Raw genomic sequence first — 11,683 nt, 5'->3', positions numbered from 1 at the left:
TAGCCTGAAGTGGTCTCTGGCAGGCTCAGGCGGTCGTTGGTTTGAAGCTGTGTAAGCGGTTCATGGCGGCTGCGAGGTTGCCAGAAACTGCATCCGGTAGCACCCGCATGGTTTCGTCGAATACCTCGTTGAGGTCTTCCGTTTCGCGTTTGCCTAAGCGGCCTAAGACATAGCCGGTAACCTTGCGGCTATCACCAGGGTGGCCGATACCAATTCGAAGTCTTTGGAATTCGTTTGTGCCAAGGTGGGCGATGGAGTCTCTTAAGCCGTTATGGCCACCGTGTCCTCCGCCTTTTTTGAGCTTGGCGGTGCCAGGGGGGAGGTCCAGCTCGTCGTGAGCAATCAGTATCTGGCTGGGTGCGATTTTGAAAAAATCCGCGAGGGCTTTTACAGACTGGCCACTGCGGTTCATAAAGGTAGCGGGATTCAGCAGGTGTAGCTCAAGACCTTGCCACTGGATGCGGGCGTAATGCCCGTGGTATTTCTTTTCTGGGCGGAGCGACTGGCCCGCTTCACGGGCCAGTGCTTCGACGAAAAGGGCGCCGGCATTGTGGCGGGTATTTTCGTAGTCGGGGCCAGGGTTACCCAAGCCAACCACCATGACAATATCCTGTGCCATTTGCCAACGCCTCCGGAGTGATTACTCCTTGCTTTCGCCTTCTTCGCCTTCTTCACCTTCAGCTTCTTCGCCTTCAGTGTCTTCAACCTGAGAGCCTCTCGGCTTGCTGACAGACACAACAGCCTGGTCGTGCTCAGCACCATGCTGCAGGGCAGGTATACGAACGCCTTCTGGCAGTTTCAGGTCACTCATGTGAACAACCTGATCCATTTCGATATCAGTCATATCGATTTCGATAGACTCAGGCAGATCCTTCGGCAGACAGGCTACTTCAACTTCTGTCATCAGGCGGAATGCAACACCACCAAAGGTCTTAATGGCTTCAGCTGACTCTTCGTTCAGCAGGTGCACCGGAACGTGTACAAGGATTTCCTGGTCCTTCTCTACGCGCTGGAAATCGGCGTGAGATAGCAGCAACTTGTACGGATGACGCTGCAGATCCTTGATGATAACGCTTTCTTTCTTGCCTTCCAGATCGATCGTCAGAATGTGCGAGAAGAATGCTTCGTTTTCCAGGGCTTTCTTCAGCTCGTTCTGCCAGATAGAAATCGGAGTAGCATCTTTGCCAGCACCGTAAATGATGGCTGGAATTTTACCTTCTTCGCGACGCAGGCGGCGGCTCGCACCTTTCCCCTTGTCGTCACGAGGAAATGCTTGAATAACAAAGTCCTGAGACATGGTTTTTACCTCAATCGTCACCTGAACTGCCCGCGACCAGGCGTTTGGACAGGCGATGGTTTCAAAAAGCCGGAGGTTTCCGGCTGACTAAAAGAGTCGGGAGCCTGATTGGGCTCCCGACTCGGTATTTTAATTGCTCACCTTGTAACCCGCGGTATTTTGACGAATTACGTTGGGCGGCCTACTCAGGCGTTCTCGAACAGCGCACTGATGGACTCTTCGTTGCTTACGCGGCGAATAGATTCAGCGAGCAGTCCAGCCATACTGAGGGGGCGGATTTTAGCACAGTTCTTGGCTTTGTCACCCAGCGGGATGGTGTCACACACAACAACTTCGTCAATTACTGACGCGTTGATGTTTTCAATGGCCGGGCCAGAGAGAACGGGATGGGTGATGTAAGCCACAACACGGGTTGCACCGCGGTCTTTCAGAGCGTTTGCGGCCTTACACAAGGTGCCGGCGGTATCGACAATGTCGTCCACAAGGATGCAGGTCTTGTCTGCAACGTCGCCAATGATGTGCATAACCTGAGATACGTTGGCTTTGGGGCGGCGCTTGTCAATGATGGCCAGGTCGGCATCATCCAGGCGCTTGGCAATAGCCCGGGCGCGTACAACGCCGCCTACATCCGGTGAAACCACAACGAAGTTCTCGAACCGCTGTTTTTCAATGTCGTCGAGCAGAGCGGGTGTGGCGTAAATGTTGTCCACCGGTACATCGAAAAAGCCTTGAATCTGATCGGCGTGCAGGTCTACCGTCAGTACGCGGTCTACGCCAATACTGGAAATCATGTCTGCAACAACCTTGGCGCTGATGGCAACGCGGCTGGAGCGAACCCGGCGATCCTGGCGTGCATACCCGTAATAGGGGATGACTGCTGTGATGCGTGATGCAGAGGCACGGCGCAAGGCATCGGCCATCATGATCAGTTCCATCAGGTTGTCATTGGTCGGGTAGCACGTGGGCTGAATGATAAATACATCATGTCCACGTACATTTTCGTTAATTTCAACGGTGGTCTCACCATCGCTGAAGCAGCCAACAGTCGCCTCTCCCATGGGTATATGGAGTTTTTTGGCGATAGCGTGGGAAAGCTCAGGGTTGGCATTGCCAGTGAATATCATCAATTTGGACACGACGGCATCCTTCTCATTTTCGGAGATTGAGTCAGAAGAAGCGGGAGAAAGGTGGCTGGGGTGGCAGGATTCGAACCTGCGCATGACGGGATCAAAACCCGTTGCCTTACCACTTGGCGACACCCCAGTATCGTGCTTTTTTGGCATCATTCCAGCTCTGTCAGCTTTTGGTGTAGAGGTGAAATGTTCACCCCTTTAGCTACGAACCCGGTGATGCCGGAGGGTTTGCTTTCCCAGATAATCCGGGCTGCGGATTCTGTAGGGAAACGTCCAAATATGCAAGCCCCGGTTCCGGTTAATCTTGCAGGTCCGAATTGTGTGAGCCATTCCATGCTCTGTTTGACCTCAGGATATAGCTTGTTAACCACATCTTCACAGTCGTTTCGGTACCTCGAGGCGTCTCCCTCAAAAGCGGGCGCTATTGTCATCTTCGGGGTGTCTCTTGTCAAGCCTTGTGCCGAAAATATCTTTCCGGTGTTGATGTTGCAGGCCGGTTTCAGGATCAGAAACCAGTCTTCTGGCGGGAAAGCCGGAGTCAGTTTTTCACCGACTCCCTCGCCGAAAGCCGCATGGCCGTGAACGAAAACCGGCACATCAGCCCCGAGCGTAAGGCCTATGTCAGCAAGCTCGTCGAGCCCTAGTCCAAGCTTCCAGAGGTAGTTAAGCCCCAGGAGAGTGGTGGCTGCATTGGAGCTTCCGCCGCCGAGCCCGCCACCCATAGGCAGGCGCTTGTTGATGCTGATGCTGACGCCTGGCAGTTCGTCAGGCGTTTTTCTGGCAAGGGCACGAGCCGCTTTGACAATAAGGTTGTCATCGTCTGAAACGCCGGGAATGGGACTCTCAAGGCGAATGCCAGGGCGTTCGGAGGTCAGGGTGAGCGTAATGTCGTCGCCGTAATCAAGGAACTGAAACAGGGTTTCGAGCTCGTGGTAACCATCCGGGCGCCGGCCAACGATGTGCAGAAAGAGGTTGAGCTTGGCGGGCGAAGGAAGGGTGAGTGTGGTGGTCACGGGTTCAGGTCCTGCCAGTTGCTAACAACAACGCGCACGCGCTTGCTGTCTTTCAATGCGGTGATTCTGGCGGGCAGGGCGGGTGTGTCGCCTTGCAGCGGATGCCAGCGGTCGTAACGGATTTCCCAGCCGTCCTGGCGAATCATTGCCAGCTCGCCCCGGTCGTCAAACAGCAGCCGGAAGTCGCTTGCAGGTGCTGGCAGGCCGCGAATCCACCAGATAAGGCTTTCCATTGGCAGTTGCCAGCCGGTTGCTGCTTCCATCAGGGCGCCCGGGTCTCCGGAGCGGTATGTTTCACCATTGGACAGAGTGAGTTCAATAAACCCCGGAACGCCTTTTAATATTGTGCTGCCCATCCCCAAAAAAGAGGATGATAAGGCCAGGTCGTAGGCTTCGCCTTCCTGTATCCAGTGGTTGATAATGGCAGTGCCACTATCTGACGGTTGGCGTACCGCTAATTTGCCCGATAAGCGCCAGTGATCAAACTGCCCCAGCTTTACGGAGCGATCCTGCCAGTCGGCTGGAGGCTGATCTGTCATGCCCTCGGGCAGAGGCTCTACCTGGATAGTGGTGCAGGCACTCAGGCTCGTCAAAAGTGCGATAGCTATCCACAGGCGAACAGAAGCCGGCATTACTGCTCACCGGTGTTCGTCAGTCGTTCAATGGTTTCCCGCAGTACCTCGTGATCAGCATCCTGCTCCAGAGCTTCTTTCCATATGATCTGTGCCTGTTCTTCGGCGCCGCTAAACCATAAGGCTTCTCCGTAATGGGCAGCAACTTCGGGGTCGGGGAAAGCCGCCCAAGCGCTGGACAAGTAATCGAGTGCGGGCTTGATCTGGCCCTGCTGAAACAGAACCCAGCCCATACTATCAAGGATGGCCGGGTTTTCGGGATCGAGTGCCAAGGCCTGCTCAATGTAGCCACGGGCTTCGCTGAGGCGGTTAGTGCGGGTAGTAAGAATATACCCCAGAGCATTCAGGGCGACGGCGTTTTTCGGGTCGCTGTCGATGATCTGCTTGAGGTCTGCTTCGGCCTTTTCTGGCTGCTGCAGGGCATCGAACAGCATCGCCCGCGCATAGCGGATCTGAAGGTTGGAAGGGTGGTCCACAAGAGCGCCCGTGGCGGCTTCAACAGCTTCCTGTTGCAGCTTCTGGTCGAGTAACAGGTTAACCTCAAGCAGCCAGTAATTTTCGGCCTGTTTCGGGTTGGCGCTGCGCATGGAACGGATGTCGTCGAGTGCTTTGTCGAGTTTGCCTTCTGCTGTCAGTAGTGCGCTGGCCCGGGCAAGTGAGGGGAAGTAGTAGTTGCCGTCTTCCACACTCTGATAGTAACCGATGGCCTGCTCCGTATTGCCGGCCTCATCCTCAATCCTGCCGAGGTAATAGTTGGCTTCGTTGGTGTGGTGGCCCTGCTCAGCCAGCTTGCTGAGTTCTTCCTTTGCCAGATCAAGTTGCCCATTTTCCAAAGCAACAAGCGCGTGTGAGAGGCGCAGGCCAGGGGTGTCCGGGTAGCGTTGCACGAGGCGGTTGAATTCGTCTTGGGCAGCTTGCAGTTCGCCTTCACTGATAAGCATGCGCCCATAAAGAGTGCCCATTTGGCGGTTTGCCGGAAAGCGACGGGTGTTTATCATCAAATGTTCGAGGGCTTCGTTTTCTCTGTCGCTCTGATACAGAAGATCGCCCTTCAGGATAATGGCAGGCTGAAAATTGGGTGTTTCTTTTAGCAGCGGTTCAAGGCGGCTAAGGGCTGCCTGTGGATTCCCAACGATTTTCAGCAGCAAGGCGATGCTGTATTCCAGTTCAGGTACGCCAGGGTGGCGGTATGCCATCTCGTTGTATAGTGTTAGCAGTTCTTGCCGTTGCTCGGGTGGCAAGTTGCCTGCCATTGCAGCAAGGCTGTCAAAATCCGCATCTTCGCCCTGGTTCAGAATCTGTTCCATATATCCCAAAGCGGCTTCAAGCTCGTTACGTTTGACGGCCTGAATGGCGGAAATTCGAAGCGCATAGAGGTTGCTCGGATCTATTTCAAGCCACAGCTCCGCCAGCTGCTTCTGAGCGTTGTCACCATTGAGTGATTGGGCAATGCGCATGGCTCGCTCGATCACCTTGGTGTCCCGGGACTGCTGTGCGGCTTTGATGTAGTTAACCAGGGTAACGTCGTACCGGCCCCGCTGGGCGGCAATTTCTGCAGTGAGCAGCAAGTACAGTATTTCTGGCTCAAAATCTGCGTACTCTACAGGCGGCTCGTTGCTGATTTTTTGGGAGCCTTTTTGCGTGCTCGTGATTGTTTCGTCGACATCAGGCGAGTGCCCGGAACCGGTTATACTGGCGCAGCCTGCCAGTGAAAGGCTTAACAGGCAGGTAACCAAAAGCGGTGCGGATTTGTACATGCAACTTCCCGTGATTTATTGACTGGGCACCTTGAAAGGGCCCGGAACCCCCTCTTTTTTTGAGTTGAGTCGGGCCCGGAGTGCGCCGATTCCCTATAATGGCATAAGCTCTTGTTCTTGCCCAACCTGTCCGCACTTCCCGAAGCCTATGCGCTTTTGGGTGGCAGCTGAAGGCTCTGGCCGCTAAAATGCCTGCATAATGGCGCTAATATACACAGTTCATCGACAGAGGATTGTAGAACCGAGAAATGGCACTGCTAACGCTGGGAATCAATCATCGCACCGCCCCTGTTGAGTTGAGGGAGCGAGTAGCGTTTACGCCTGAGCGTATGTCAGAGGCGTTTGCAGAATTGCGGGCGGCATCCGGGGCCAGTGAGGCTGCGATTCTATCAACCTGTAATCGCACAGAATTATATCTGGCGGGCGACGACGATTGTGCCCCCTTGGTTTTGCGCTGGCTGGCAGGCTTTCATGATCTGGATGCGGCCGAGCTTGAGGAAGTGCTTTATGTCCACCGCGACGCTGAGGCGGTGCGGCACATGATGCGCGTTGCGGCCGGGTTGGACTCCATGGTTTTGGGTGAGCCGCAGATATTTGGTCAGTTAAAGGACGCCTACGCACTTGCCCGGGAACATGGCGGAAGTGGGTCGTTTCTTTCGCGGATGTTTGAGCAGACCTTTTCCGTAGCCAAGCGTGTTCGAACACAGACAGCCATCGGGGAAAACCCGGTATCTGTAGCCTACGCCGCAGTAAGCATGGCTAATCGCATTTTTGCGGACATGTCGAAAAACAAGGCATTGCTGATCGGCGCCGGTCAAACCATAGAGCTGGTTGCCCGTCACCTTGCAGATGCTGGTGTGAAACACTTTATTGTTGCTAACCGCACCCTTGAGCGGGCTCAGGCACTCGCAGAATCCAGAGGCGGCAAAGGCATAGTGCTGTCGGAGATTCCAGACTACCTGTCGGATGTCGATATTATTATTTCATCTACTGCCAGCCCGCTGCCGATTCTGGGTAAAGGTGCGGTGGAACGTTCGTTGAAAAAGCGTAAACACCGGCCATTTTTCATGGTAGACATTGCTGTGCCCAGGGACATAGAGCCGGAAGTGGCGTCCCTTGCAGATGTGTATCTTTACACTGTTGACGATCTGCGGCAGGTAATCGAAGAAAATATCCGAACCCGGGAAGGTGCTGCCCGTGAGGCGGAAAACCTCATAGCAGATGGTGTGCAGGACTTCCTTAGCCAGCTCAGGGCTCTGGATGCGGTCTCCACATTGAAGCAGTTTCGGCAGCGAGCGGAAAGTTTGCGCGATATGGAAACTGAAAAAGCCCTTCGAGCCTTACGTAATGGGGGGGATCCTGAAACAGCACTGCGCAGTCTGGCGCGGGGCCTGACAAACAAGCTCCTGCATGAACCGTCTGTTCAGGTTCGAAAGGCCTCCACCGAAGGCCGCACCGAAGTGACAGAATGGCTGAGAGAACTCCATCAGCTTGATGTGCTGGAAGTAGACGCGACGACCACTCCGGAAAAAATATGAAACCATCCATTCAGTCCCGCCTCGAACTGCTTATTGAGCGCTTCGAGGAGGTCAGCGCTATGCTTAGCGATCCGGCCACCATTGCCCAGCAAGACAAATTTCGGGAACTGTCCCGGGAGTTTTCTGAGATAGAACCAGTGGTTCAGTGCTTTCGGGCATGGAAGCAGTCGCTGGATGATATCAGCGAAGCCAAGGAGCTTGCGAAAGACGGCGATGCCGACATGCGCGAAATGGCTGAAGAAGAGCTTGCGCTTGCCGAGCAAAAATCTGCAGAGCTGGATGAAGAGCTGCAGCGGCTAATGCTGCCGAAAGATCCGAATGACGGTAAAAACGTGTTTCTGGAAATACGGGCAGGAACCGGCGGTGATGAGGCTGCCATTTTTGCGGGTGATCTGTTTCGCATGTACAGCCGCTATGCAGAGAGCCGGCGCTGGCAAATTGAGGTGCTGAGCGAAAACGAAGGTGAGCATGGCGGTTTCAAGGAAATTATTGCGCGTGTAGCCGGCGATGCCGTTTATGGCGCATTGAAGTTTGAGTCCGGCGCACATCGGGTTCAGCGGGTGCCGGAAACTGAATCTCAAGGCCGTATCCATACCTCGGCCTGCACGGTTGCTGTCATGCCGGAGGCCGATGAGGCAGAGGCTGTTGAGATCAACAAGGGTGACCTGCGCGTGGACACCTTCCGTGCCTCGGGTGCGGGTGGTCAGCACGTAAACAAAACCGATTCCGCCATCCGGATTACTCACTTGCCAAGTGGCATAGTGGTGGAGTGTCAGGAAGAACGCTCACAGCACAAGAATCGCGCCAAGGCCATGAGCCACTTGGCTTCAAGACTGCAGAACGTTGAAACTGAGCGCCATCAGCAGTCCATGGCTGAAACCCGCAAAAGTCTGGTGGGGAGTGGTGATCGCTCGGAGCGTATCCGCACCTATAACTTTCCTCAGGGCCGGGTAACCGACCACAGAATCAATCTCACGCTGTACAAACTTGATGATGTGATCGCGGGCGACCTGGATTCCGTGATTGTGCCGCTTCAGCAAGAGCATCAAGCGGAGTTGCTGGCTTCGCTTTCCGATGACGAGTAAGCCTTTACTAACCTGCGAAGCGTTGCTTGATGATGCAGCGAGCAGGATCTCCGGTGATACAGCTCGGCTCGATGCCGAGTTGCTCCTTGCCCACATCACTGGCTTTAGCCGCTCAGGCTTTCGTGCGTTTCCGGAACGAGAGGTGGCTGCAAGGTTAGCGGTGGAATTTGAAAAGCTCGTGAACGAGCGGATGCAAGGAATGCCGGTTGCCTATCTTTTAGGACATCAGGAGTTTTGGTCACTTCCTTTGAAGGTCAGCGACAGTACCCTTATTCCCCGCCCGGATACTGAGTGCCTTGTGGAGCAGGCGTTGGAGCTGCCCATGCCAGAAAATGCCTGTGTTGTTGATATGGGTACAGGTACAGGCGCCATCGCACTGGCCTTGGCCAGCGAGCGGCCTGGCTGGACAGTCAGTGCCAGCGATCTGATGGAAGGCGCTGTGGTCTTGGCGCAAGAAAATGCACGCCAACTAAACTTGCCCGTAGACGTTTTCCAGAGCCGTTGGTTTGCGGGATTGCCTGCTGGCAGTTTTGATCTGATTATTTCCAATCCGCCTTATATCGCATCTGACGACCACCATCTTAATGAAGGCGATGTTCGCTTTGAGCCTGCCTCTGCGCTGGTGTCTGGAGCGGACGGCCTTGATGACATCCGTATGATCGTTAAGGATGCGCCTGACTGGCTGAATCCAGAGGGCTGGCTGCTTTTGGAGCACGGGTACGATCAGGCCGAGGCGGTTCAGGCGCTGTTTGTAAGTCGCGGGTTTGTTAAGGTAGAAAGTCGCAAAGACTACGGCGGTAACGACCGCATGACACTGGGGCAGTGGCCCCAAAAGGGACCTTTCAATGCTCAGTGATGAAGAACTTCTGCGCTTCAGTCGCCAGATTCTGATACCCCGCTTTGATGTTGCCGGGCAGCAGGCGTTGAAGGCTGCTCGCATTGTGATCGTAGGGTCCGGGGGGCTTGGTTGCCCGGTGGCACTTTATTTGGGGTCGGCAGGTGTTGGCCACGTAACGCTGGTCGATGACGATGTTGTTGAGTTGCCTAACCTGCAACGCCAGATTGCCTTTGAAACCGCTCAGCTTGGAGAATCCAAGGCAGAGACTCTGGCGGCCCGGGTACGCAGCATTAATCCGGCTGTGTCTATCTCTGTGGTGAACCGCCGTCTTGGGCAGGAGGGTTTTGCGCAGGAAGTGGCTGGAGCTAACCTTGCTTTGGATTGCACTGATAATTTTGCCACGCGCTTCGCGCTGAATCGTGCGTGTGTAGGCGCCGGTGTTCCACTGATTTCAGGCGCGGCTATTCGGGGCGAAGGCCAAGTGAGTGTGTACGATAGCCGGAATCCGGATTCCCCGTGTTATCACTGTTTGTACCCTGAGCAAGGTAATGAGGATCTGACATGTTCCGAGGCCGGGGTGATTGCCCCGCTTGTTGGTATGATCGGCTCTGTTCAGGCGATGGAGGCCATCAAGATGCTTTCTGGAGTTGGCACTCCACTTGTAGGCCGGTTATTGATTCTGGATGCCTGGGAGATGCAGTGGCGGGAAATGAAGCTCACAAAAGACCCCGACTGCCCTGTTTGCGGAAAGCACTAAGCCGATAGGCGCCGACGGAGAGCTCCCTCCAAAACCGTGCGGAGCCATGGATGGCGGAGCCGAGCGTACAGGGAGGTATTCACAGCGTGTTTTGGAGGGAGCTCTCCGTCGGTGCCTGCACCCAGTCTGAGTTCAGTCCTTTAAAGCTTTAAATTTGGCGATAGCCTCTTTCCTGCTTTCCTTCAAGTCAACGATTGGTCTCGGGTATCCACCGGGAATCACCCCACCTTTCGACGGATCGTGGATGCGCTTGTTATCCAGCTTTGCCAGTTCAGGCACCCACTCGCGGATAAACTCGCCTTTCGGATCAAAACGCTCACTCTGAGTCACCGGGTTGAACACCCGGAAGTAAGGCGCAGCGTCAGTTCCGGTTGATGCACTCCATTGCCAGCCACCATTGTTTGAAGCCAGGAAACCATCCACCAGTTTGGACATAAAATAAGCCTCGCCCAAGCGCCAGTCGATGAACAGGTTTTTAGTTAGAAACATTGCGGTAACCATGCGCAGGCGGTTGTGCATCCAGCCGGTTTGATTGAGCTGGCGCATGGTGGCATCAACCAGGGGGATGCCAGTGTTGCCGGATTTCCAGGCTTCGAAGTGTTCACCGGGGGTGTTCCATTCCAGTGCTTCCGTTTCCGGTTTGAAGGCTCTGTGCATGCTTACCCGAGGGCAGTGGTAGAGGGTATGGATGTAAAAATCTCGCCATGCAATCTCATTTATCCAGGTCAGATAACCTTCCTGATTGCCTCCCATGCCTTGCGCTTGTCGTGCTGCCATCAGGCACTGGCGGCCAGAAAGTACGCCGTTGGCCAGGTAGGGGGAGATTTGGCTTGTGCCGTTGAGGGCAGGAAAGTCCCTTTGCTCTTTGTATGCACCACCTTGCTCTGTCAGAAACTCTTCAAGTTGCGTGTGTGCGGCGTTTTCACCGGTTTCTACCAGTGCTGGCGGTGCATCTTTAAAGCCTTCTGGAATGGTGGTTATACGTTCCGGTTGAATCGCCTCGGCCTGTGCTTTGGGTATTGGGAACAGGCTTGGCAGGGTTTCGTCTATCCAGGTGCGCCAGCGGCGCGAGAAGGGGGTAAATACAGAATAGGGTTCACCCTGGCCGGTTAGTATGTCGCCCACGGGTGCTACTGTCTGATCACGATACTTCTGGGTGGCTATACCCAGTTCTTCAAGGCGGTGCTTTACAGTTTTGTCGCGCTTGCGCTCGTTAATGCCATACTCTTCATTGAAGTGAAGTTGATCAGCGCCGTGTTCCTGGCAATGTTTTGCAAGCGCTGTAACGCTATCGCTGAAGCGTTCAGCCGAAAGAAACGAAAGGGGGATGCCAAGTTTAGCCAGTTCCTCTGCCAGCGCGTTCGCATGAGCAATAACAAACTGAACCCGCGCGGGTGACCAGTCGTGCTCCTGCCACTGGTGTGGCGTGAGAATGAAGCAAGCCCGAACGCCGGAATTACTTCCCGCATTGCCAGATGCGTTGCATGCAGCAGTAAGAGCCGGGTTATCTGCGGTGCGTAGGTCGTTTCTGAACCATACCATTTGTGCCATGGGGCGTTCCTGTCGGGTTTCGGGTATTGAGTATAGGGGTAATTACATCGTACTCAGGTAATAAAATCACTTGGTTAGATAT

The 11,683-nt window shown here is 54.7% G+C and carries 11 protein-coding genes and 1 tRNA gene; 4 read left to right on the top strand and 8 right to left on the bottom strand.

Annotation, left to right across the window (positions count from 1 at the left end):
• Window positions 1-25: 25 nt before the first annotated feature.
• The 7 genes from pth to CDH47_RS11735 all read right to left on the bottom strand — a co-directional run bounded on the left by pth (window position 26) and on the right by CDH47_RS11735 (window position 5,832).
• A complete protein-coding gene (gene pth / locus CDH47_RS11765; RefSeq protein ID WP_100640085.1) occupies window positions 26-619 on the bottom strand; it encodes an aminoacyl-tRNA hydrolase in 594 nt (197 codons plus the stop codon).
• Between the two features lie 21 nt (window positions 620-640).
• A complete protein-coding gene (locus CDH47_RS11760) occupies window positions 641-1,297 on the bottom strand; it encodes a 50S ribosomal protein L25/general stress protein Ctc (protein WP_100640195.1) in 657 nt (218 codons plus the stop codon).
• A 185-nt stretch (window positions 1,298-1,482) separates the two neighbouring features.
• Window positions 1,483-2,433 carry a ribose-phosphate pyrophosphokinase gene (locus CDH47_RS11755; protein ID WP_100640084.1) on the bottom strand — a complete coding sequence of 317 codons (951 nt, stop codon included), beginning with the start codon at window positions 2,431-2,433 and terminating at the stop codon, window positions 1,483-1,485.
• Between the two features lie 52 nt (window positions 2,434-2,485).
• Window positions 2,486-2,560 (bottom strand) — tRNA-Gln (locus tag CDH47_RS11750).
• Between the two features lie 19 nt (window positions 2,561-2,579).
• Window positions 2,580-3,443, bottom strand: coding sequence for a 4-(cytidine 5'-diphospho)-2-C-methyl-D-erythritol kinase (ispE, locus tag CDH47_RS11745; RefSeq protein WP_100640083.1), 864 nt, complete (start codon window positions 3,441-3,443; stop codon window positions 2,580-2,582).
• Window positions 3,440-4,075, bottom strand: coding sequence for a lipoprotein insertase outer membrane protein LolB (lolB, locus tag CDH47_RS11740; protein ID WP_100640082.1), 636 nt, complete (start codon window positions 4,073-4,075; stop codon window positions 3,440-3,442). The genes ispE and lolB overlap by 4 nt, the downstream gene beginning before the upstream one ends.
• A complete protein-coding gene (locus tag CDH47_RS11735) occupies window positions 4,075-5,832 on the bottom strand; it encodes a tetratricopeptide repeat protein (protein ID WP_100640081.1) in 1,758 nt (585 codons plus the stop codon). The genes lolB and CDH47_RS11735 overlap by 1 nt, the downstream gene beginning before the upstream one ends.
• 248 nt (window positions 5,833-6,080) lie before the next feature.
• Between CDH47_RS11735 and hemA the strand changes: the two genes are divergently transcribed.
• From hemA to CDH47_RS11715, 4 genes are read left to right on the top strand one after another with little or no spacing between them, the layout of a single operon-like run.
• Window positions 6,081-7,370 carry a glutamyl-tRNA reductase gene (gene hemA / locus CDH47_RS11730; protein WP_100640080.1) on the top strand — a complete coding sequence of 430 codons (1,290 nt, stop codon included), beginning with the start codon at window positions 6,081-6,083 and terminating at the stop codon, window positions 7,368-7,370.
• Window positions 7,367-8,455, top strand: a complete 1,089-nt coding sequence (gene prfA / locus CDH47_RS11725) for a peptide chain release factor 1 (protein ID WP_100640079.1) — start codon at window positions 7,367-7,369, stop codon at window positions 8,453-8,455. Before hemA ends, prfA begins: the two co-directional genes overlap by 4 nt.
• Window positions 8,445-9,311 carry a peptide chain release factor N(5)-glutamine methyltransferase gene (gene prmC / locus CDH47_RS11720; protein ID WP_100640078.1) on the top strand — a complete coding sequence of 289 codons (867 nt, stop codon included), beginning with the start codon at window positions 8,445-8,447 and terminating at the stop codon, window positions 9,309-9,311. The genes prfA and prmC overlap by 11 nt, the downstream gene beginning before the upstream one ends.
• The gene (locus CDH47_RS11715) at window positions 9,301-10,050 is read left to right on the top strand and encodes a HesA/MoeB/ThiF family protein (protein ID WP_100640077.1); all 750 of its coding nucleotides are present in this window, start codon (window positions 9,301-9,303) and stop codon (window positions 10,048-10,050) included. The genes prmC and CDH47_RS11715 overlap by 11 nt, the downstream gene beginning before the upstream one ends.
• A gap of 132 nt (window positions 10,051-10,182) precedes the next feature.
• Here CDH47_RS11715 and phrB read toward each other — a convergent pair whose 3' ends face one another.
• Window positions 10,183-11,601 carry a deoxyribodipyrimidine photo-lyase gene (gene phrB / locus CDH47_RS11710; RefSeq protein WP_100640076.1) on the bottom strand — a complete coding sequence of 473 codons (1,419 nt, stop codon included), beginning with the start codon at window positions 11,599-11,601 and terminating at the stop codon, window positions 10,183-10,185.
• Window positions 11,602-11,683 lie beyond the last annotated feature (82 nt).

It is taken from the genome of Marinobacter salexigens (assembly GCF_002806945.1).
GTDB classification, from domain to species: Bacteria; Pseudomonadota; Gammaproteobacteria; order Pseudomonadales; family Oleiphilaceae; genus Marinobacter; species Marinobacter salexigens.
Note: the sequence above shows the minus strand (reverse complement) of the source record. Positions and strands in the feature narration are given on the sequence as shown.